The organism is Kitasatospora sp. NBC_01539, assembly GCF_045040525.1.
Classification (GTDB): domain Bacteria; phylum Actinomycetota; class Actinomycetes; order Streptomycetales; family Streptomycetaceae; genus Kitasatospora.
In genome coordinates this window covers 4,317,946-4,339,496 of the sequence record NZ_CP109390.1, presented here as the reverse complement: position 1 = coordinate 4,339,496, position 21,551 = coordinate 4,317,946, and the positions used below count along the sequence as shown (strand labels likewise).

General features: G+C 73.5%; 20 protein-coding genes and 1 riboswitch. Of the genes, 10 read left to right on the top strand and 10 right to left on the bottom strand.

Translation table 11 applies throughout. The features are described from left to right. Nucleotides 1-48 precede the first annotated feature (48 nt). Complete coding sequence (locus tag OG335_RS18710; protein ID WP_405012263.1) at nucleotides 49-576, bottom strand: NUDIX domain-containing protein; 528 nt, start codon at nucleotides 574-576, stop codon at nucleotides 49-51. Between the two features lie 338 nt (nucleotides 577-914). Between OG335_RS18710 and OG335_RS18705 the strand changes: the two genes are divergently transcribed. Then, a complete protein-coding gene (locus OG335_RS18705) occupies nucleotides 915-1,343 on the top strand; it encodes an SsgA family sporulation/cell division regulator (RefSeq protein WP_405012262.1) in 429 nt (142 codons plus the stop codon). A gap of 57 nt (nucleotides 1,344-1,400) precedes the next feature. On the opposite strand, the gene OG335_RS18700 is transcribed toward OG335_RS18705, so the two are convergent. Continuing rightward, on the bottom strand, nucleotides 1,401-1,778 hold the full coding sequence (locus OG335_RS18700; protein WP_405012261.1) for a phage holin family protein: 378 nt from the start codon (nucleotides 1,776-1,778) through the stop codon (nucleotides 1,401-1,403). A gap of 116 nt (nucleotides 1,779-1,894) precedes the next feature. On the opposite strand from OG335_RS18700, the gene OG335_RS18695 reads away from it, so the two are divergent. From OG335_RS18695 to OG335_RS18685, 3 genes are all read left to right on the top strand, one after another. Beyond that, entirely contained in the window at nucleotides 1,895-2,212 is a 318-nt protein-coding gene (locus OG335_RS18695; protein WP_405012260.1) for a cupin domain-containing protein, read from the top strand. A 111-nt stretch (nucleotides 2,213-2,323) separates the two neighbouring features. Beyond that, entirely contained in the window at nucleotides 2,324-2,986 is a 663-nt protein-coding gene (gene tenA / locus OG335_RS18690) for a thiaminase II (RefSeq protein ID WP_405012259.1), read from the top strand. Between the two features lie 191 nt (nucleotides 2,987-3,177). Next, the gene (locus OG335_RS18685; protein ID WP_405012258.1) at nucleotides 3,178-3,378 is read left to right on the top strand and encodes a DUF5326 family protein; all 201 of its coding nucleotides are present in this window, start codon (nucleotides 3,178-3,180) and stop codon (nucleotides 3,376-3,378) included. A 63-nt stretch (nucleotides 3,379-3,441) separates the two neighbouring features. On the opposite strand, the gene OG335_RS18680 is transcribed toward OG335_RS18685, so the two are convergent. The 6 genes from OG335_RS18680 to OG335_RS18655 all read right to left on the bottom strand — a co-directional run bounded on the left by OG335_RS18680 (nucleotide 3,442) and on the right by OG335_RS18655 (nucleotide 11,515). Beyond that, on the bottom strand, nucleotides 3,442-6,222 hold the full coding sequence (locus OG335_RS18680; protein ID WP_405012257.1) for a PKD domain-containing protein: 2,781 nt from the start codon (nucleotides 6,220-6,222) through the stop codon (nucleotides 3,442-3,444). A gap of 122 nt (nucleotides 6,223-6,344) precedes the next feature. Further along, nucleotides 6,345-7,253, bottom strand: a complete 909-nt coding sequence (locus OG335_RS18675; RefSeq protein WP_405012256.1) for an NAD-dependent epimerase/dehydratase family protein — start codon at nucleotides 7,251-7,253, stop codon at nucleotides 6,345-6,347. A gap of 5 nt (nucleotides 7,254-7,258) precedes the next feature. Beyond that, nucleotides 7,259-8,305, bottom strand: coding sequence for a cytochrome P450 (locus OG335_RS18670; protein WP_405012255.1), 1,047 nt, complete (start codon nucleotides 8,303-8,305; stop codon nucleotides 7,259-7,261). Continuing rightward, nucleotides 8,302-9,771: a class I adenylate-forming enzyme family protein gene (locus OG335_RS18665; RefSeq protein WP_405012254.1), complete on the bottom strand. Its 1,470-nt coding sequence runs from the start codon at nucleotides 9,769-9,771 to the stop codon at nucleotides 8,302-8,304. Before OG335_RS18665 ends, OG335_RS18670 begins: the two co-directional genes overlap by 4 nt. Beyond that, a complete protein-coding gene (locus OG335_RS18660; protein WP_405012253.1) occupies nucleotides 9,768-10,508 on the bottom strand; it encodes a glycosyltransferase in 741 nt (246 codons plus the stop codon). The genes OG335_RS18665 and OG335_RS18660 overlap by 4 nt, the downstream gene beginning before the upstream one ends. Then, complete coding sequence (locus OG335_RS18655) at nucleotides 10,505-11,515, bottom strand: 3-oxoacyl-ACP synthase III family protein (RefSeq protein ID WP_405012252.1); 1,011 nt, start codon at nucleotides 11,513-11,515, stop codon at nucleotides 10,505-10,507. The genes OG335_RS18660 and OG335_RS18655 overlap by 4 nt, the downstream gene beginning before the upstream one ends. Before the next feature lie 217 nt (nucleotides 11,516-11,732). Between OG335_RS18655 and OG335_RS18650 the strand changes: the two genes are divergently transcribed. After that, nucleotides 11,733-12,398 (top strand): VC0807 family protein, encoded by a 666-nt coding sequence (locus tag OG335_RS18650; protein WP_405012251.1) that lies wholly within the window; start codon nucleotides 11,733-11,735, stop codon nucleotides 12,396-12,398. Nucleotides 12,399-12,470: 72 nt separating this feature from the next. Here OG335_RS18650 and OG335_RS18645 read toward each other — a convergent pair whose 3' ends face one another. Both OG335_RS18645 and OG335_RS18640 read right to left on the bottom strand, forming a co-directional pair. Then, nucleotides 12,471-13,961, bottom strand: a complete 1,491-nt coding sequence (locus OG335_RS18645) for a flotillin family protein (protein ID WP_405012250.1) — start codon at nucleotides 13,959-13,961, stop codon at nucleotides 12,471-12,473. 159 nt (nucleotides 13,962-14,120) lie between these two features. Further along, complete coding sequence (locus OG335_RS18640; protein WP_405012249.1) at nucleotides 14,121-14,321, bottom strand: hypothetical protein; 201 nt, start codon at nucleotides 14,319-14,321, stop codon at nucleotides 14,121-14,123. 97 nt (nucleotides 14,322-14,418) lie between these two features. Beyond that, a riboswitch (TPP riboswitch) is annotated at nucleotides 14,419-14,551 on the top strand. Here OG335_RS18640 and thiC point away from each other — a divergent pair. The 5 genes from thiC (at nucleotide 14,547) to OG335_RS18615 (ending at nucleotide 21,511) form a co-directional block, all read left to right on the top strand. Then, complete coding sequence (gene thiC, locus OG335_RS18635; RefSeq protein ID WP_405012248.1) at nucleotides 14,547-16,364, top strand: phosphomethylpyrimidine synthase ThiC; 1,818 nt, start codon at nucleotides 14,547-14,549, stop codon at nucleotides 16,362-16,364. (Overlaps the previous riboswitch by 5 nt.) Nucleotides 16,365-16,511: 147 nt before the next feature. After that, nucleotides 16,512-17,057: a Uma2 family endonuclease gene (locus OG335_RS18630; RefSeq protein ID WP_405012247.1), complete on the top strand. Its 546-nt coding sequence runs from the start codon at nucleotides 16,512-16,514 to the stop codon at nucleotides 17,055-17,057. A 630-nt stretch (nucleotides 17,058-17,687) separates the two neighbouring features. Next, a complete protein-coding gene (locus tag OG335_RS18625; RefSeq protein WP_405012246.1) occupies nucleotides 17,688-19,094 on the top strand; it encodes a hypothetical protein in 1,407 nt (468 codons plus the stop codon). 140 nt (nucleotides 19,095-19,234) lie between these two features. Next, nucleotides 19,235-19,729 (top strand): N-acetyltransferase, encoded by a 495-nt coding sequence (locus tag OG335_RS18620; protein WP_405012245.1) that lies wholly within the window; start codon nucleotides 19,235-19,237, stop codon nucleotides 19,727-19,729. A gap of 93 nt (nucleotides 19,730-19,822) precedes the next feature. Next, a complete protein-coding gene (locus OG335_RS18615) occupies nucleotides 19,823-21,511 on the top strand; it encodes a vWA domain-containing protein (RefSeq protein ID WP_405012244.1) in 1,689 nt (562 codons plus the stop codon). Nucleotides 21,512-21,551 lie beyond the last annotated feature (40 nt).

The following is a 21,551-nucleotide window of genomic DNA, read 5'->3' as shown; positions in this document are numbered from 1 at the left end:
GCGTGATGTGCCGGGTCGTTCGGCCGGGGGCGGCTCCGGCGGGCGGGCTCAGGCCAGGTCGTGGGCGAGGAGCGCGCGGACTCCCTCGATGTTGGCGGCGAGGTAGGCGCGCAGGCTCGGCGGCACGACGTTGACCGAGGTGACGCCCTCGCGGGTGAAGGGCAGCCGGACGATCTCGTACTCGCCGTTGGGCTCGTCGATCTCCGGGCCGTGCCGGCGGTCCGGGTCCATGGAGGCGAGCCGGCAGACGAAGAAGTGCTGCACCTTGACCCCGTGCGGGTGGGCCGGGGTGCCGTCGTCGTGATGCGCGTGCGCGACGGTGTCGACGAAGGCGTGGACGACGTCCGTGACCTTGCCGCCGAGCTCCTCGTCGATCTCGCGGTGGAGCGCGTCCAGCACGGTGCGGTCGCCGGGTTCGACCCCGCCGCCGGGCGTGATCCAGTACGGGTGCGCGGCACCCGGCCGGACGCGCCTGATCAGCACGATGGTGGCCGGGCCGTACGGGTCGTCCGGGTCGGCCTCCAGCAGGATCGCCCGCGCGGTGCGCTTGACGACGGGACGGACGGGGACGGCCATGGCCACCTCCGGGGCGCGGGAGTTGTGCGGGATTCTCCCGCACACGGGCCGGAACGAAACTCGCACAGATGGGCGAAGAGGAGGAAAACGATGGTCCGAACGGCTGATTCCGCGCGCCGCTGCGTGTTCGCCCGTGCTCGGCCGGGCGGGGGATTCGATCTTCCATTCCGAGGTCGTCTGCGAACCGGTCATCGAACACATAGGCGTAGACACCTTTTGATCATCGAATCGAAGAGCAATCGCGCTCTTCGCCCGGCGTCATGATTGAAGCCGAGTGGGCCCTGTGCTGCAATGTCCGCCGGGCAGGCCGACACCAACGGATCGCGGAGGTAGGGCGCATGCACAGCAGCACAGTCCAGGGCCATGTGGTGATGCACCTCGTGGCGGCCGGCGAACTCTCCCTCCGCATCGCGGTCGACCTCGGGTACGACCCCGAGGACCCGTACGCGGTGCGCTTCACCTTCCACCTCCCCGGCGACACCCCCGTGACCTGGTACTTCGCCAGGGAACTACTCGTCGAGGGCATCAGCAGACCCGCCGGCGAGGGCGACGTGCACCTCCACCCGGTCGGCGAGGACCTGACCGAGGTCTGCGTGGTGCTGCGCTCCCCCGACGGCGACGCGACGCTCCGCGCACCCGCCCCGCCGCTGATCGCCTTCCTCGCCCGGACGGACCGGCTCGTCCCGATGGGCAAGGAGGAGAGCCAGGTCGAACTGGAGGCCCAGCTCGACCTGATCCTCAGCGGCGGCTGCGAGAGCACGGGCTGACCGGAGTCCCCGCGGCCGCGGCGCCGACCGCTGCCCTGCTCCCGCGGTGCGTCCGGTTCAGTCGTCGTCGCCGAGGGCCAGACTGAGGCCCCACGACACCAGGCTGATGATCAGGGCACCGAGCAGCGCCGCCCAGAAGCCCTCGACGTGGAAGTCCAGGTCGAGCACGTCGGACGCCCACGAGGTCAGCCAGAGCATCAGGGCGTTCACCACGAAGGTGATCAGGCCCAGGGTGAGCACGAACAGCGGCAGCGAGAGCAGCTTCACCAGCGGTTTGATCAGGAAGTTCACCACCCCGAAGACCAGCGCCACCGCGATCACGGTCAGGGCCTGGTGGCCCCAGCTGCCGTCGGAGAGGGTGATGCCGTCGACGATCCAGGCGGCGATCCAGATGGCCACCGCGTTGATGAGCGTTTTGATCACGAAACTCTTCATGCCACCGGATGGTGGCAGGCCGCCCGCCCGCTGGGAAGCTCTCGGCGGGTACGTCGCGCAGGTCGTCGGTGTTCAATGGGCTCCGGCCCGCCCGGGGCCAGGGGAGGAGCAGGACCATGAAGGTCTTCCGGCTGGACGAGCTGGACACGGAGCGGGCCGCCAACCAGGGCGCGTACCTGCAGTTCCTCAGGGAACGGCACATGTCCGCCGGGCTCTACGCGCTCTCGCCCGGCGACACCGACACCCAGCAGCCGCACGCCCAGGACGAGATCTACCAGGTGATCAGCGGCCGCGCCGAGCTCACCGTCGGACGGGAGACCACCACCGTCGGCCGCGGCAGCGTCGTGTACGTGCCGGCCGGGGTGCCGCACCGCTTCCACCACATCACCGAGGAACTGCGCGTCCTGGTGATCTTCTCGCCGCCGGAGGACTGACCGGCCCGGCGGGGGCATGGCCGCCGCCCGGGCCGCCCGGGCCGTCCGGGCCGCCGGGGCCGCCGGGTAGGGTCGGCCGGGCGACCACCCCGGAGACGAGGAGCAACTGCCGTGGCCCTGACCGACGAACTCTGGTCGGCGATCGAGCCGGTCTACGACGAGATCCTCGCCCACCCCTTCCTGACCGGTCTCACCGACGGCACCCTGCCCCGGCAGGCGTTCCGCCACTTCGTCGTCCAGGACTCCCACTACCTGCGCGACTACGCCCGGGCGCTGGCCGTCTGCGCCGCCAAGGCGCCGGACGAGGACGACGTGCGCGCGTTCGCCGACGACGCCGTCGGTGCGCTGGCCGCGGAGCAGGGCATGCACGCCGAATTCCTCACCGCCTTCGGCGGGAACGCCGCCGACGCGGCCGCCGAGCCCGTGCTGCCCACCACCCGCGCCTACACCAGCTACCTGCTGGCCACCGTGTACGGCGGCTCCTTCGCCGAGGCGGTCGGCGCGGTGCTGCCCTGCTACTGGATCTACGCCCGGGTCGGTGGCGAGCTGCTCGCGAAGTCGTCGCCCGAGCCGCTGTACGCGAAGTGGATCTCCACCTACGGCGACGAGGCGTTCCAGTCCGTCGTCCGCCGGGTGCTGGCGCTCACCGACCGGCTCGGCGAGGAGATCTCCCCCGCCGAACGCCGCCGTGTGATCGAGCACTTCACCACCACCTCGCGCTACGAGTGGATGTTCTGGGACGCCGCCTGGCGCGGTGAGACCTGGCCGGTGTGATCCCGACGGGGCCTCCCCGGGGCCGCCCTGTCGGGGGTGGCCCCGGCGTCCCTCTCGGGGTGATCTCCGGGTTCTCTCCGGGGCGCAGGCCCTCGTTCCGGTGCGGACGGCGTCCTAGGATCGAAGCACCGAGACAACGGGAAGCGGCGGACGAGACCGGCGCCGAACCCGAGGGGAGAGAAGGAACGGACATGGCCGAGCTCTGGAAGTCGCTGCCCTCGTGGGTGCGCAACATCGTCGTCCCGATCCTGGCGCTGATCGTCGCCTGGAAGCTGCTGTGGGTCGTCGTCGGCGTGGTCAGCTCGCTGATCGGGTTCCTGATCAACGTGCTGCTGCTGGTCGGCATCGCCGCCGCCGTGGTCATCCTGGTCAAGAAGGCCGCCAAGAACTGACCTGCGACGCCGAAGGGCCTGTACTCCCGAGCGGGAGTACAGGCCCTTCGGCGTGGTGCCGGGTCAGTTGTGGTCGGTGAACCAGCCGGCGAGGTCGGCGAGGACGTGGGTGCTGCCGGCGAAGTTCTGGACGTCGACCCGGCCCCCCTCGCCGAGCCGGGTGATCACGTGGTTGGGGACGGTGAGCCCCGGGACGAAGTTGAGGTTGCTGGTGCCCGGGCGGGGCGTGCCGTGCGGCCACACCGTGAGGAAGCCGGAGGCCGTGGGCGCGGTGGCCGTGACGTTGAGGACCGCCGCGGTGGCGTCCGCCGGCACGCCGTTGGTCCCGGCGACCGGCACCGACAGCGACGTCCCCCCGGCGACCGGCGACCTCGTGCCGTCCGCCCGGGTGTCGGCGAGCCGGACGGGCCCGGCCGGGGTGAACCAGCCCTTGCTGCCGGGGCTGTAGTAGCCGAAGACGTCGACGACGATCCGCGTGGTGCCGGCGAAGTTGTAGACGTCGATCGAGCCGTCCGCACCGACCGGCACGATCGCCTGGTTGGCGACGACGTCCCCGGGGCCGAAGTTGAGGTTCGAGACGCCCGGACGGGCGGTGCCGTGCGGGTAGGCGATCAGGAACCCGGCGGCGGTCGGGGAGGCCGCCGTCAGGTTGACGACCACGGCGGTGGCGTCCGCCGGGATCCCCGCCTTGCCCGTGACCTTGAGCGTGCGGGTGGCGTTGCCCGCCAGGCCGGCGTCGGAGATCCGGGTGGGGGCGGTGGGGGTGAACAGCTTTCCGGGACCGAAGGACTCGTAGACGCCCACGAAGTCCACGATCACGTCGGTCCGGCCGCCGTGGTTGTAGAGCTGGACGGTGCCGTCCCTGCCCACCGGCACCGTGACCAGGTTGGCGACCGTCCGGCCGGCCTTCACGTTCAGGTGGGACGCGGTCGGCCGGGGCCGGCCGGTCGGCCAGAGCTCGATGAAGGTGTCGCCGGTGGCCTTGGTCGCGGTCACGTTGAGCACGACCGCATCGGGGCTCAGCGAGGTCTTCCCGCCGTCCGGCTGCGGGTAGCCCTTCGACACGTCGAGCGTCATCGTCGATCCGCCGTTCAGCGCGTTACCGCTGATCCGGGTGTCCAGCATGCGGAACGGGCTGACCGCGGTGTACCGGGTGGGCGTGTACGCCGCCCGGTACGTCCTGGAGGAGGTGGAAACGGCACCGGTGACGTCGCGCAGGGTCACCGTGACCGTGTGGTCGCCGGGGGTCGTGTACGCATGTCTGACCGGCTGCCACGTGGATTCGGAGCTCTGCGCCGGGCTGCCGTCACCGAAGTCGTAGGTGATGTCGGCGAGCAGCCACGGGGTGACGCTGTTCATCGCGTTGGCTTCCACCGACAGGGTGGGCATTTCCTCGCTGGCCCACATCATGGGCCGGCTGACGAAAACGTCGGCCCGGAGCTCACCCGGCTCGGTGGCCTCGACGCGTACCGAGCCGCTGGAGCGTGAGACCTGCGCACCGTTGGTCGCCTTGACCTGGACCGTGCAACTGCACACCCTGGCGTAGACGTGGGTGGCCGTGGGTTCCGTCGTGGTGACGACCGCACCGTCGCCGAAGTCGAAGACGTACGTCTTCGGGGCGCCCGGCCAGGTGGTCTCCGGTGTGGCGGTCGCGGTGACGGTGGTCCCGTACGGCGCCCACGTCCGGTCGACGGTGACGGCCACCGCACTGAAGGTCTCCTGCGCTTCCAGTGCACCACGGTCGAGGTAGCCGTGCCCCGTACCGGTGTTGGCGACCCGCGGGTCGTCCGCCGGGGCCCCGCCCGAACGGTCCGTGTCGGGGATGCCCGGCACGGACGCGTCGGCGGAGTCCACCGTGAGGGAGTTCGCGCCGGTGGGGAACGGCCCTGCGGGTGCGACCCGGTCCGCGGTGCCCTCGCCGGTGGCATCGCCGAAGGCGGCCAGCGTGGTGTACTCGCTGCCCGCCCACGAGTACAGCGGCGACCCCGTGTCGGACCGGAGAAGGTTGTACCGGGTGTGCGTGCCGGCGGCTGCGGATGCGGCGACCGAGACGAGCGGACCCCTGCTCGCCGCCGTGCACGCGGTGGAAGTCGTGTCGGTGAAGACGTTGTTGGCCAGCGTGACACCGGCGGAGTCGCCGGCGACGGTGACGGCCGAGCCGCAGCTGGCCGTCCCGTTGCTGTTGACGACGGTGGTGCCGGGGGCGTCCGTCATGGCGACCAGGGGCCCCTCGCCGAGGTTGCCGCCCTGGACCCGGCCGACGAGGGTCCTGCTCGCCCCGGTGATCCGCACCGCGGGCGTGGGACGTTCCGCACGGACGAAGCTGCGGGTCACCGCGACGTCGTGGCTGGAACCACTGACCTCAACACCGGGCCGCGTCGTCTTGCCGACGGCGAACATCCGGTCGAGGGTGATCCGGTCGGAGCCGGTGATCGACACGCCGTTGACCGCGGTGAGGTTCGTCAGGACGACGTCGTGGACACCGGACAACACGAAAGCGGGTCCACCGGTCGCCGCGGCCGCCTGGATGGGGGTGGACATGTACTGCGTGTGGAAGGTGATCGGCCGCCCCGGCTCGCCGGATCGGGTGACGACCACCTGCCCGACGTAGGGGTACGAGGAGGAAATGATCTCCACGGTCTGGCCGGGCTCGGCTACGGCGGCGGCCGCGGCGATCGAGCAGAACGGTACGGCCTGCGTTCCCGGCCCCGTGTCGGAGCAGCTTGTGCCGACGCCGTTGTTCACGTAGAGGGTGGTGGGCGTCTCGGCCCACGCCGGTGCCGCCAGTCCGAGGACGCCGGTGAGACCGGCTACCGTCAGGCCGACGACGCGATGTCTGTGCACGTGCTGGTCCCCCAGGGGCTGCTTCCGGCCGTGCGGGCCGGATTCGATCGGTGCGGGCAGCACCGTACTGCTCCGCACCCGGACGGCCCGCGCCGGGGTGGCCGGAATCCTTCCCCGCACGGTCAGTTGTGCACGGACATGTCCCCGATGGCGTCGAATGTCCCCCCGCCCCCGGTCAGTCCGTACGCCGGATTCCAGCCCAGGGCGCGGGCCCTGGCGGTGTCGAGTACGACCGGCCGGGCGAGCTGGTCGACGGCGTACGGGGTCAGGCCCGGCACCAGGCGCCGTCGGGCGGCGAACTCGGCCAGGCCGACCGGCACATGGCCGATCCGGACACGGACGCCGTGCGCGGCGAGTACGGCCCGTACCGCCGCATCACGCCGGTACGGTGCCGCGTCGGTGATGTTGTACGCGCCGGGCGGCCAGTCGGCGGCGGCGAGGCAGGCGTCGGCGAGGTTCTGCACCGCCGTCAGGCTGAGCGGCACGTCGGCGCCCGGCAGCAGCAGGAGGCCGCCGCGGACGCGCTCCAGCAGGCGCGGCAGCAGGTGCGGGTCGCCGGGCCCGTACACGGCGCGCGGCCGGAGCACGACGGCGCCCGCGGCGAGGGCGAGCCGGTCGGCGGCGGCCTTCGTGCGGCCGTAGGCGTTGCGGTGCCCGTCGGCGGTGGCGTGGTCCTCGGTCACGAGCGAGCGGTCGGCGCGCGGGTCGTAGACGCTGGCGCTGGAGACGAACACGACCGGCCGCCCGGCGGCGGCCTCCAGCAGTCGGGCGGTGCCGTCGACGTTGACGGCGCGCTGCCCGGCCTCCGCGGGAGAGCCGGGCGGGTGGTCGCCGACGGCGGCGGCGCAGTGCACGACGAGGTCCGCCCCGCGCAGGTCGGGAGGGTGCGCGGCGGCGTCCCACGGCACGTGCGTGCCGGTCGGGCCGGGGCGGCGGCCGAGGCACAGCACCTCGGCGCCGCGGGCGGCGGCCGTACGGGCCAGGTGGGAGCCGCAGAAGCCGCTCGCACCGGTGACGGCGATCCGGAGCATGCGGGTCAGCCCTTCCGTACGAGCAGGGAGGCGTAGCCGGGCAGGGCGGCGCGGCGGTCGGCCCTGGCCCGCACGACGACCGGCCGGTGCGGGGCCAGGGCGGTCAGCAGGCCGGTGAGCTGGGCACGTGCCAGCGGCGCGCCCGGGCAGGCGTGCGGTCCGGCGCCGAAGACCGCCTGCGCGGCCTGCGGCCCGGCGGGCGCGGTGCGATGGGCGCCGGCGGCGTGCCGGGCGACGAGCACGAGCCGGTCGCCGCGGCCGACCGGGCAGCCGGCGGCGGTGGCGTCGGCGGCCGCGACCCGCGGCAGGATCGGCGAGGCCGCGGTCAACCGGAGCAGCTCGGCGGTGAGTTCGGGGGAGACCTGGTGCCACAGGCCGGCCCGGGCGCACCAGGCGGCGGCGCGGGGGAGGGCGGCGAGCGTGGTGTTCACCGCGGCGACCGCGAGCATCGCGTCCCGGGCCTGCGGCAGCAGGGAGTTGAGGTGGTCGGCGGCCGCCGTGGAGGCCCGTCGGGGCAGGCCGGGGAGGTGCTCGCGGGCGGCCTCGGCGGCGGCGGCGCTGCAGGCCCGGGCGAGGGCGACGGGGTCGGCGGTGCTGCCGGTCAGTGCGGCGGCGGTGACCCCGGCGACCTCCCGGACGACGTCCACCAGGTCGATCGTGCCGGGGAGTTCGGTGAGGTGCCGGTCGAGGACGGCCTGCCACACCGGTCCGAGCCGTGCGGTGCCGTGCGCGCCGAGCAGCTCGGTGACGTCGCGGCGGGCGGTGCGGTGGGCGCCGCCGTCCTGGTCGAAGAGCAGGCCGCCGTCGGTGCGCCGGGCGGCGGCGCCGCCGGTGGTGCCCTCGGCGGTGCGGTCGAGCGGCACCCGGGTGAGCACCTCGCGGTACGCCTCGGGGCCGTGCACGAGGACGGTCCGGCCGAGCCGGACGACGGGCCGTCGGCGGGTGGCGGCGAGCAGGGCGAACAGCACCGGGTGGCTGCGCAGGTAGACCCGCCGGTCGAGCCGGCGGGCCCGGCGGTGGGTGCGGGCGGTGCCGTCGACGGTGCCGGTCATCGGGCGAGCTCCCGGGCGCAGAGGCGGGCGGCGGCGGCCCGGTCGGGCTTGCGGGAGCGGCCGGCCAGCGGGACCTCGCCGAGCAGCACGGCGTCGGGACGGGCGCCGCCCATGCGGGCCAGCGGGCGTTCCAGGTCGGCGCGCAGCCGCTGCCGGTCGGTGCCGCGGCGGGGCTGCACGAGGGCGACGAGCCGCTCGTCGCCGTCGCCCGCGGGCACGCCGACGAGCACGGCGAGTTCGACGCCGGGCAGGTGGAGGGCGGGTTCGTACAGGCCGGGGTAGATGTTCTCGGCCCGCCGCAGCACCATGTCCTTGCAGCGGCCGGCGAGCACGATCCGTCCGTCCGGGGTGAGTGCGGCGCGGTCGCCGGTGCGCACCCACGGGTCGGGGTGGTCGCCGAGGTAGCGGTCGCGGGCGGCGGGGCCGGCGAGCAGGAGTTCGCCGTCGTCGGTGAGCCGGGTGCGGACCCCGGGCAGTGGGTGGCCGAGGAGGTCGCCGTCGCCGTCGAACGCGGACTTGTCGGCCTCCTCGACGGCCGCCGCGGGGAAGAGCTCGGTCAGCGCGTACACGCCCCACGCCTCGGTGGCGCCCGCGCGCTTGACGCGGCGCAGCAACTCGGCGGAGGCGGGCGCGGAGCCCGTCCAGACGCGGCCGGTGAAGTGGTCGACGGAGCGCAGCTGCGGCGGCGTCAGATAGGTCTCGGACGGCGCGAGGCGGCGGATCTGCCGGCCGAGCACCGCGGGCGTGCGGGCGGGCAGGGCGACGGTGGCACCCGCGGCCAGCGACGGCACGAGGACGAAGAACGTGCCGCCCAGCACGGCCTGTCCGGCCTGCGGGCGCACCAGGCCGTCGACGGCGCGCAGGCCGGCGGCGAGTCCGGCCCGGGTGTGCACGACGGCGCGGGGCGCGGAGGTGGTGCCGGAGGTGAAGACGATCACCGCGTCGCCGTCGCCGTCGTAGGGGGCGGGCGGGCGGCCGCCGGGGGTGCGCAGCGCGGGCGCGCAGCCGGGGCGGCGCGGGCCGGCGGTGGCGACCGGGCCGAGGGCGTCCAGCCGGGGCAGGGCGAGGTCGGCGCGGCGGGCGATCCGGCGGGCCCAGCCGGCGACGGCCTGGGCGGCGGCGTCGGCGACGACCAGCGCCGGGCGGGCGAGCCGGAGCCGGGCGAGCAGCACGTCGGGTCCGGCGGACGGGTCGAGGACGGCGGCCCGCAGGCCCAGCCGGTGTGCGGCCAGCATCAGGGCGAGGGCGCGCGGGCCGGGGCGCACGGCGACGCCGAGGGTGTCGCCCGCGGTGAGTCCGTGGCCGTGGTGCAGGGCCGCCGCGTAGGTGTCGGCGAGGCCGGCGAGGTCGCCGCTGCGGGCGCGCACGCGGACGGCGCCGCCGCGGGTGCAGCCGAGTACGGCGGGCCGGTCGGCGCCGTCGCGGAGGACGCGGGTGAGGTGGTCGAGCACGGTTCGCTCCGTCATCGGGGGTCGACGCCGCGGCCGCCCGCGCCGCGGTCCAGGTACCAGCGGGCGGTGCCGACGACACCGTACGCGCGGATGCGGCGGGTGGAGTTCTGCACCACCATGTCGCGGCGCCGCACGATGGCGGTGGTGCGGCGGCGCACCCGGTTGACGAAGGTGCGGTCGGTCGGCGACGGGCGGCGCGGCATGCCGCCGACGGCCTCGTACAGCTCGGCGGTGATCGCCATGTTGTTGCCCGCGTGCATGCGGTACGGGGTGAGGTAGCCGTGCCAGCGGCGGTGGGCGGGCCTGATGCGGCCGAAGAACGCGCCGGTCACCACGAGGCCGCGGAACAGCCGGCGGCCGACGGGCCCGTGCTCGTCGGTGCGGGCCGTGATGTGCCCGCAGACGAGCCCGCCGGAGGCGAGCAGCCCGGCGCGGGCGGCGGCCGTCCAGCCGGGCTCCGGCAGGCAGTCGGCGTCCGTGCGGGCGAGGAGGGCGGCGCCGTGCGCGATGGCGTGCCGGAAGCCGGTGTCGACGGCGCAGCCGACGCCCTTCTCCGGCTCGACCAGCACCTCGACGGGGAACGGCGCCCCGGCGGCGAACTCCCGGGCGATCCCGGCGGTGCGGTCGTCGGAGCCGTTGTCGACGACCAGCAGGGTGAAGTCGGTGTCCTGCTGCGCGGCGAGGGCCCGCAGGGTGCCGCCGATCCTGGCCTCCTCGCGGTAGGCGGGCACGATCACCCACAGGGCGGTCACGGCACCTCCCACACCATGGTCATGAGGCTGACGCCGCCGCCGAGTCCGACCATGAGCACCCGGTCCCCGGAGGCGAGTTCGCCGTGCACGCGGTCGAGCTGCACGCCGAGGGTGGCGCTGGCGACGTTGCCGAGCTCCGGCACCGTCAGCACGAGCTTCTCCGCCGGCACCCCGGTCAGTTCGACGAACCGCTCCAGGTACGGCAGCGTCACCTGGTGCACCAGCACCCGGGCGTACGCGTCCCAGCCGAAGCCGGTGCGGGCGGCGACCCGGGTCAGGATGTCGCCGCCGATCTTCTCGAAGACACCGCGCAACTCCTTGCCGCCGCCGCGGAAGTAGCTGTACTCGTCGCCGCGCGGGTGCCGGGACCCGCCGCCCGGTATGCCGCCGACCGCCCAGTGCTCGGACGCGGTCTCGGTCTCCACGTCGAGGATGCCGCCGCGCGGGACCGGCTCGACGACCACCGCCGCGCCGGCGTCGCCGAAGGTGTACCCGGCGAAGCCGTCCCGGAAGTCCGCGAGGCCGGACGGGTCCCGGCGCATCGCCCGGCTCGGAGTCTCGCCGGTGACGACGAGCGCCCGCCGGGCCCGGCCGGCGAGGATCATCGCCCGCGCCACGTCGATGCCGTTGAGGAAGCTGTTGCAGGCGTTGGAGACGTCGAACGCGTGCGCACGGGAGCCGAGTCCGGCCTGCACGAGGTGCGCGGTGGCGGGCTCGCAGACGTCCCGGGTCGCCGAGGCGTACACCAGCAGGTCGATGTCGAGCGGGTCGTGGCCCGCGGCGTCGAGCGCCCGGCGGGCCGCCGCCAGGGCCAGCGTCGACGCGTACTCGCCCTCCGCGGCGAAACGGCGGGTCGCGATGCCGGTCGCCTTCTCGAACATCCGCTCCGGCAGGCGGAGTCCGCTGCCGGCGACCACCTCGTCCTGCAACTCCTGCGACGTCAGCACACGGGCGGGCAGCCCGGCGCCGACCGCGGTGATACCCACTCTCGGGGATGGGAGGTTCATGCCCGCCATGCTGCCGGTGCGGGGCCGTCCCGGGCTTGAGTACCCGTACTCAGCCGTGCGGGCGCCCCGGCCGGTGACCGGGTGCGGGCCGCGGCCGTGACATCCGTCATGCGGTTCCCGGTGCTGACGGCACTGCCGGTGCACCCGCCCGGCACGGGATTCTCGTAGCACCGGGGCAGCCCCGGCGGCGGGCACCACCGGACGGGGAGCGGACACCATGGCGGTCATCACCACGAGCGCGACGGCGGAGCAGGGCGAGTCGAGGGCCGCGGCGCTGAAGCCGCTCGCGATCGACGTCGCCGTGCCGATCGCCGTGTACTACGCGGCCCACGGCCTCGCCGGCCTCGGCCTGGCCGCCTCGCTGACCCTGGGCAGTGCGGTGCCGGCCGTCCGGACCGCCGCCGGGCTGCTGCGGGACCGCCACGTCAACACCTTCGCCCTGGTCGTGCTGGTGGTCAACGTCGTCGGCATCGCCCTCTCCGCGGTCGCCGGCGACCCGCGGCTGATGATCGCCAAGGACGGCGCGCTCAGCAGCGTCATCGGCGGCTCGATGATCGTCTCGGTGCTCGCGGGGAAGCCCCTGATGACGGCGGGCCTGCGGCCGTTCGTCGTGAAGGGCCGCGCCGCCCGCGAGGCCGCCTGGCAGCGGCTCGCCGCCGGATCGGCGGAATTCCGCCGCCACGAGCGGAACTTCACGCTCACCTGGGGCACCGTGCTGGTCGCCGAGTGCGCGGCCAAGGTCGTCGGCGCCTACACGCTGCCGGTGGAGACGATGGTCTGGCTCGGCACGGTCCTCCTGGGCGCGGCGATCGCCCTCGGCGTCCTCGTCGGCAACGTCTTCGCGAGCCGCATGGCCGAGCTGGTCGTCGCCGAGGAGGCGTGACCGCACCGGGCCCCCGGGGACCGGACGCCCGTCCACCGCACCGGCGGTGGACGGGCGTCCGGCGTTCCGGGCTCAGCCCGCGGCGCCGTCCTGCACCGGGATCCGCACCGGGACCGGCTGCCCCGCCGCAGGGTGCGCGGACGGTCCGGCCGCCGTCCCGTCCGGGCCCTGCTGCGGGCCCATCGCCGAGAGCAGCTGCCGCGCCAGGCCGAGACCGGTGCCGCCCATGGCCAGGGCCTTCGCGAACACGTCGCCCATGCCCTCGGCGCCGTTCAGCAGCACCATGTGCTCGACGTTGCCGAACGCCTCCGCGCCGGCCCGCACGATCTCCGGCCAGTTCTCGGCCAACTGCTGCGCGACCACCGCCTCCTGGTTCTCCGCCAGGGCCGCCGCCCGCGCCTTGATCGCCTCCGCCTCGGCGAGGCCCAGGGCCCGCGCCGCCTCGGCGGCCGCCAGACCCTTCGCCTCTGCCGCCGCCGCCTCGGCCAGGCCGGTCGCCTTGGTGGCCTCCGCCGACGCGAGGCCGCGGGCCCGGGTCGCCTCCGCGTCCGCGGTGGCCGCGACCTTCACCCGGTTCGCCTCCGCCGTCGCGTTCAGCTCGGTCTCCCGGGCCAGCGCCTCCGCCGCGGAGATCCGGGCGTCGCGGTCGGCCTGCGCCTTCGTCCGCGTCTCGTACGCGCGGGCGTCGGCCGGCTTGCGGACGTCCGCCTGGAGCTGCTGCTCCTTGCGGTGCGCCTCCAGCTCGGCGACCTTCGTCTCCTGCACGACCACCTCCTGCCGGGAGGCGGCCTGCGCCAGCGGACCGGCCTGCATCGCGCGGGCCGTCGCCGTCTCCAGCTCGGCCTGGTACCCGGCCTGCTGGATGCCGGAGTTGCGGGTGGCCTCGGCCTTGCGGGCGAACGCCTCCTGCTCGGCCTCCGTGGCCCGCCGGTCCGCCTCGGCGGCGGCGATCCGGGCGTCGCGCTGCACGGCGGCCGCGTGCGGTGCGGCGAGGTTCCGGATGTAGCCGGTCGGGTCCAGGATCTCCTGGATCTGCAGCGAGTCGATGATCAGGCCGAGCTTCTCCATCTCGCTGCCCGACGCGGCCCGGGTCTCCCCGGTCATCCGCTCGCGGTCGCGGATCATGTCCTCGACCGTCAACCCGCCGACGATGGAGCGGAGATGACCGGCGAAGACGTTGTGCACCCGGTGGCCCATCATCTTCTGCTGGTCGAGGAAGCGGCGCGCGGCGTTGGCGATCGACACCGGGTCGTCGCCCACCTTGAAGATCACCACGCCCTTCACGTGCACCGGGATCCCCTGCGACGTCACGCACTCCACGTCCAGGTCGGCCTCGTTGAGATCGAGCGAGAGCCTGCGGACGACCTGGACGCCCGGCGTCACCAGCGTGCCGCGCCCGGTGACGATCCGGAATCCGAGTCCCTCCGCGACCCCCTCGGACCGGTGCTTCGAACCGGAGATGATCAGTGCCTCGTTCGGCTCGGCGACCCGCCACATGAGCTTGAACAGCACGATCAGGACGATGATCGAGGCCACGACGGCCCCGGCGATGCCGATGAGCATCGGCTGATTCCCCCTTCAGGGCACGCCGGCGTCCCGTGGCTGCGCTCTGGTGTGCAGGAAGGCGCGGAAGCCGGCGGCAGCAGGAGATTCTGCGCCTGCCGTGATCTCCGCGGAAGAGCCTGCGGCCCTCGATCCGCCCACGAACGCGTCAAGATTCCGTCAAAGCGCCGCCACGTACACCGTCCGCGGCGGCTGGTACTCGACCACCAGCACCGGCGTACCCGGCGCGAAACCCTCGCCCGGCACCGCCGGGTACGCGAGGAACGCCTCCGTGCCCTGCCGTTCCGCGACGTGCACCAGCACCTCGCCGACCAGCCCCGTCCCGACCCTGCCGGTCACCCGGCCCGTGCTGCCCACCATGCCGACAGTGTGCTCCCCCGGCCCACTGGCCGGAACCCGTCTGGACCGGTCCCGGGCCGCCCGCTACGGTGTTGACGTCTTGTTGCGGACGCCCGTCCGCAACCAACGGGAGCTCGGAGCACCGGGCTGAGAGGGCGCTGAAGGGTTCGCAGGTGTGCGAACCGACCGCTGCGCCGACCGCAGGAACCTGACCGGGTAATGCCGGCGTAGGGAGTAAGAGGTCTCATGACCACGTTCGAAGCACAGCCGACGTCTGCCTCCGGCCGGACGGCCGACAGCACGTCCACCGGCTATCCGACCCCGGCCTGGCGCAAGGCCTACCACCAGGGCAGCAGCCCCGACCTGCAGGTGCCGTACCGCGAGGTCGTCCTCACCGACGGCCGCAGCGTGCCGCTGTACGACACCTCCGGCCCGTACACCGACCCCGGCCACACCTCCGACGTGCGGCGCGGCCTGCCCGCCCTGCGCGACCCGTGGATCCGCCGGCGCGGTGACGTCGAGGAGTACGACGGCCGCGAGGCGCGCCCCGAGGACGACGGCATCAAGCACACCGCGCCGCGCGGCGGCAACCTGCGCAACCTCGACGCGGTCTTCCCCGGCCGGCCGCGCCGCCCGCTGCGCGGCCGTCACGGAGCCGCCGTCACCCAGCTCGCCTACGCGAAGCGGGGGACGGTCACCCCGGAGATGGAGTTCGTGGCCCTGCGGGAGGGCCTGGCGCCGGAGTTCGTGCGCGACGAGGTCGCCCGCGGGCGGGCCGTCATCCCGGTGAACGTCAACCACCCGGAGGTCGAGCCGGCGATCATCGGCACCAACTTCCTGGTGAAGATCAACGCCAACATCGGCAACTCCGCCGTCACCTCCTCCATCGAGGAGGAGGTGGAGAAGATGACGTGGGCCACCCGCTGGGGCGCCGACACCGTCATGGACCTCTCCACCGGCCGCAACATCCACACCACCCGCGAGTGGATCCTGCGGAACTCCCCCGTGCCGATCGGCACCGTGCCGCTCTACCAGGCCCTGGAGAAGGTCGACGGCCGTGCCGAGGAGCTCAGTTGGGCCGTCTACCGCGACACGGTCGTCGAGCAGTGCGAGCAGGGCGTCGACTACATGACCGTGCACGCCGGCGTGCTGCTGCGGTACGTGCCGATGACCGCCCGCCGCAAGACCGGCATCGTCTCGCGCGGCGGCTCGATCATGGCCGCCTGGTGCCTCGCCCACCACGAGGAGAACTTCCTCTACACGAACTTCGAGGAACTCTGCGACATCCTCGCCGCGTACGACGTCACCTTCTCGCTCGGTGACGGCCTGCGGCCCGGCTCCATCGCGGACGCCAACGACGAGGCCCAGTTCGCCGAACTGCAGACCCTCGGCGAGCTCGGCCGGGTCGCCCGCGCGCGCGACGTCCAGGTGATGATCGAGGGCCCGGGCCACGTCCCGATGCACAAGATCAGGGAGAACATGGAGCTGCAGAAGGAGATCTGCGACGAGGCTCCCTTCTACACGCTCGGCCCGCTCACCACGGACGTCGCCCCCGGCTACGACCACATCACCTCCGGCATCGGCGCCGCCATGATCGCCTGGTGGGGCACGGCGATGCTCTGCTACGTCACGCCGAAGGAGCACCTCGGCCTGCCGAACCGCGACGACGTGAAGACCGGCGTCATCACGTACAAGATCGCCGCGCACGCCGCCGACCTGGCGAAGGGCCACCCCGGCGCCCAGGCCTGGGACGACGCCCTCTCCGACGCCCGGTTCGAGTTCCGCTGGGAGGACCAGTTCAACCTGGCCCTCGACCCGGAGACCGCCCGCGCCTTCCACGACGAGACGCTCCCCGCCGAGCCGGCGAAGACCGCGCACTTCTGCTCGATGTGCGGGCCGAAGTTCTGCTCGATGAAGATCTCCCAGAAGATCCGCGACGAGCACGGCGACGGCTCCACCGCCGTCGCCCCGGCCGTCGACGCGGACGCCCTGGCCGGCATGCAGGCCAAGTCCGAGGAGTTCGCGGCCCACGGCAACCGGGTCTACCTGCCGCTCGCGGACTGACGACACGGCCCGCAGAGGCGCCGCACCGGGGGCGGGAAGGTCTTCCCGGTGCGGCGGCTCCCGCATGCGCGTCCGCGCTTCACGGGTACCGCTGCGCCCTGACGGCAAACCGGTAGCGTGATGCGGGTTCGCACTCCTGGAGGACGGATGAACCCCGACCATCTCGCCCTGATGGAGGAATTCCGCCGGTTCACCCCGTCCAACTTCAAGATCGAACTCTCGGGTGACGTCATCATCGTGCAGGCGTCGCCCTCGGCCGTCCACGAGCGGAACCTCTCCGTCGTCCGCCGGCAGTTCGAGGCGCACGCTCCGGCCGGTTACCTCTCCACGGGGAACATGGACCTCGCGTCCCCTCAGGCAGCGAAACTGCGGATCCCGGATCTGACGTATCTCCCGGAGGGCGCCATGGCCAGTACGGCGAACTCGGTTCCGGCCGAGCCGGCCCTCGTCGCCGTCGAGATCGTCTCGCCGTCGAATCCGGAGAACGACCGGGTCGGCAAGCTCCGTGACTACCCGGTGATGCAGATCCCGCTCTACCTCCTGGTGGATGCCTCGCAGAAGACCGTCACCCTCTTCCGGGAGCCCGAGGGCGGTCGCTACCGGATGAGGGAGGACGCCGCCTTCGGGGAGACCGTGCACATCCCCGAGCCCTTCGGCTTCACGCTCGACACCGCGGTTCTGCTTCCGTACTGAGGGCTGGTGCCGTCCGGCCCGTCGCGCCGGCCAGGTCGGCACCTGCCCGGGAGCGGGCACGGGCCTGGCGGCTCCGGGCTGAATCTCCGCTCGATGAGAGCTCCCGGAAGAGCGCGGGTCGCTGCCCGGTGGACCTGTCGCCGATGTCCGTGTCGTGCGGGCGTATCACTTCCCGCCGTGTCGTCCTTCCGCTCGTCGGCCGGGTCCTCCGGCTCTCGGACCGGGCGGGAGCGGATAGTTCGTTCCGTCCGCCGACAGGCCGGAGCCGGGTGTCCGGCGGTGGGGCCCGGACGGAACCGCGCGAGGTGATGCCCGTTCCGGATGGCCGCCGATGCTCCGGGTGGACGGCGGTTCGGCCCGAAACCTCCCCGGTGTCGGTTGCTCATCTGGTTACCTGCACGACTACTTGACGGATCATCCGATTCACTGGTTCCGAACTGTGCTGTCCCCGTGCCCTGGTGTGTCCGGGGATGGCCCTCCGGTGGCGGAAGTCCGATGGGCATTGGGCTGTATGGCGTCCACAGCCGCTCCGCGCGCGTGTCAGAGTAGTCGGCCGCCCGAAATGCTTCAGAATGTCAGGAACTATCCAAGTGATGACCACGGTTGTCACGATGTCGAGGAGCGTGAGTCATGCATGCTCGTGAATGGCTCCCCGATCAGCCTGTCCGCATCGGCCGTATCGATTGGCCCGAGCGCAACAACGACGGAACTCATATTCACCTGGAAGCAGGTCGGACCGTCGTCCTGGACCGGCAGCCATGGCAGATTCTGGAGATCCACGAGCACCCCGACCGCGAGTGGCCCGAGGCCTACCGGAAAGCCTGGAACGAGCACACCGAGCTGTGGAGGCACTCCGAGAATCTCTACAGTTCGGGCGGGGCAGCGGGGTTGCTGCAGCCCGACCGGGCCGACTTCTACAAACGGCCCATGATCCTTGTCCTGCGGAACGAGAACTTTCCCCGTTCCGCGCCGAAACACTGGTGCGCACCGGCCAGCCACGACTGGCAGGTCCTCCCGGAGCACTACGCCGTCTGCCGCACCTGCGGCGAGCTGCCGCCCTGCCACAACGGGGAGTACCGCTGGAACGGCGGTCCCCGGAAAGCCGAGCACAACGGGGGCATCGGCCTCATCGTCCCGCCCGGCTGCTGCATGGGCTGTGCGGAACTGATCAGGCCCCGGGTGCGCACGGTGCGTTTTCCCGGACCGAACCTCTGGTATCCCGACCTGGGCTACGGAAGTGCCGTCTTCCACGCCCGGACCGCCTGCGCCGACCAGGTCGACTGCTACCGCATGCAGTGGCGGTCCGAGTACACCGCGCGCAATCCCCAGTCGTCTCCCGACCTGTTTTTCCCGGACGGGGAGAACTTCACGCTGCCGCGGACGAGACTCGCATCGGATCACGCGCAGCCGACCCAGGATCTTTCGGTGCCGAACGGTTTCTCCCCCGCGACGCACGCGATGTTCCCGGCACCCCATGGGAATCTTCCGCCGGTCACCACCGTCATGCTGCCGGAGTTCCAGCAGCCTTCCGCCCACCAGCAGCCGGCCGCCCAGGTCGCCCACCAGGTGCAGGCCGCCCACCAGCAGCCTTCCACCCACCAGGCCCAGGCCGCCCATCAGCAGTCAGTCACCCACCAGCAGCCGGCCGCCCAGGCCGCCCACCAGGTGCAGGCCGCCCACCAGCAGCCTTCCGCCCACCAGCAGTCAGTCACCCACCAGCAGCCGGCCGCCCCGGTCGCCCACCAGCAGCAGGCTGCCCACCAGCAGCCCTCCGCCCACCAGGCCCAGGCCGCCCAGCCGGCTCAGATCGTTCATCAGCAGCCTTCCGTGGCTCCCGTGCAGTCCTTCGCCTCCTCGGCCCCCGCGGAGGACATCGACGCGGTGCTCCGTCTCACGGGAGCCCTCGACCTCGCCATGGCCGACCGCCCGGCCTTCCACGACGCGGAGCAGGCCGCCCGGGTGATCGAGGAACTCACCGCCGCGGTACGCAACATCGCGCTCTGCCTGAACGGGACGAACACGCGCGCCCGCGCCTGACCGCCGGGCCGCCGGCTCCACGGCACGCGGGCCCGGGCGGCCCGGCCCGGGGAGGCCGGCCGCCCGGGCCCGGCGCGGGTGCGGGCGGGTGCGGGCATATCCCGGTGCGGGAGCGGTGGGTGTGGATTAACCTCCGGCGCATGACCTGGCTTCCGGACGACTTCGTGCACCCTCTCCGTGTCGTGCTGCCCGACGGTCATCACCTGCGGCCCATCACGGGGGACGACACCGAGCTCGACCACCCGGCCGTGATGGGCTCGCGCGAGCGCCTCTGGTCGATCTACGGCGAGGCCTGGGGCTGGCCCTCGGCGACGCTGACGGTCGAGGCCGACCGGGCCGACCTGGTGCGGCACGCCGAGGAGATGGTGGCGCACGAGTCGTTCAACTACGCGCTCCTCGACGACGCCGGGACGGCCCTGCTGGGTTGCGTGTACATCGACCCGCCGCGCAAGGCGGGCTTCGACGCCGACATCTCCTGGTGGGTGGTGGACGAGCGGGTCGGCACCCCGCTGGAGGCGGCGCTCGACGTGCTCGTGCCGCGGTGGATCGCCGAGGACTGGCCCTTCGAACGCCCCTGCCTCATCGGCCACGACCTGTCCTGGAAGGAGTGGCTGGCCCTGCCCGACCTCGCCTGACACGGCTCCGCACCGCCCCGCCCCGACCCGGCGGTGCCCCCCGGGGGCCGGGCGGGGCTGCCGTCCGGCCGCGGGGCTTGGCAGACTGTCCGTGTGACGTCGAAATCTCTGGGCAAGGGTGCCAATCTGCCGGTCGCCGCGGACTCCGTGCGGGCGGTGTTCGGCTGGTCCGGCGGCCCGGGTGCGCCCCGGGTGCACGTGTGGGCCCTGCTGGTCGGCCCGGACGGCCGGGTACGGGCCGACGGTGTCGTCGGCGGCCCGCAGCCGCAGCACGCCGCGGAGCCGGTGGAGACCCGGCCCGACGGGCCCGTCGAGGTGCGGCTCGCCGCGCTCTCGCCGGAGACCGACCGGGTGCTCCTCTGCGCCACGGCCGAGGGCGGGACGTTCGGCGGCCTCGGCGGTCTGGAACTCCTCCTGACCGATGCCCGGGACGGCGCGCCCGTCGCAGAGTTCGCCATCGCCGCGACCACGGAGACCGCCCTCGTCGGCGGCGAGCTCTACCGCAGGGCCGGCCAGTGGCGCTTCCGTGCGGTGGGCCAGGGCTACGCGACGGGCTGGGCCGGCCTGACCGCGGACTTCGGCGCCGTCGAACCGGTCGAGGCCGCCGCGCCCGCCGATGCCGCGCCTGCGCCGGCTGCTCCCGCCCCCGCCGCGGTCGTGCCTGCCCCGGTCGTGCCTGCCCCGGTCGCGCCTGCCGCGGCCGAGCCCGCCGAGCCCGACTGGGTGCTCCCTCCCGCGCTCCCCGCAGCCACCGAGCCCCCGCCGTCGACCGTGCACCTGCGGATGCCTCCCGCACCGGCCGCACCGCCCGGTCCTGCCCCGACCACGCCGCCCGGCCCGGCGGCCGAGCCCTCGCCGACACCGCCGCCCCCGCCGTCGACCGTGCACCTGCGGATGCCGCCGTCCGGTCCTCCCGGTGGCGCCGACGCGGCGGCCCCGCCGTACGTGCCTCCGGTGACCCCGCCCGGGGTTCCGCCCGTGGGGCATCCCGGGCCGTACCAGGGCACGCCGCCGGCCGGGATCCCCGTGCCGTCGCTGCCGGTCGACATGGGCAAGCGGCTGTCGCTGCGCAAGCAGCAGGTGGCGGTGAGCCTGGCGAAGCACGGTGCGGCGGGTGTCGCGGCCCGGGTGGTGCTGGTGCTGGACGCGTCGGGCTCCATGGCGGGCCTGTACCGCAAGGGCACCGTGTCGGGCGTGGTGGAGCGGATGGCCGCGGTGGCCGCGCAGCTCGGCGAGGACCGGCCGATGCCCGCCTGGACGTTCGCCTCGTACCCGGCCCGGCTGCCGGACCTCGTGCTCGGGGGCCTGCTGGAGTGGCTGCAGGTGCACGTCCGGGTGGGGGAGATCTCGCTGTTCGGCCGGCCGAAGAAGCCCCGCAAGGGGCTGCTGCCGGGCCAGGTGGACATGCGGATGGTCGGCATCCAGAACGAGGAGCAGCGGGTCATCGCGGAGGTCCGCGCGTACGTGCGGGCGTACCCGGCGCCCGTGCCGACGCTGGTGCTCTTCTTCTCGGACGGCGGGGTGTACCGCAACGCGGAGATCGAGCGGGAGCTGCGGGAGGCCGTCGAGGAGCCGGTGTTCTGGCAGTTCGTCGGGCTGGGGCAGTCCGACTACGGCGTGCTGGAGCGGTTCGACACGCTGCCGGGGCGCCGGGTCGACAACGTGGGCTTCTTCGCGGTGGACGACATCGAGGTGCTCTCGGACCCGGAGCTGTACGACCGGCTGCTCACCGAGTTCCCGCAGTGGCTGAAGGCGGCCCGGGCGGCGGGCATCCTGCACTGACGCCGGGCGGTGCCGCCGGGTGGGCCCCCCGACGCCCTGT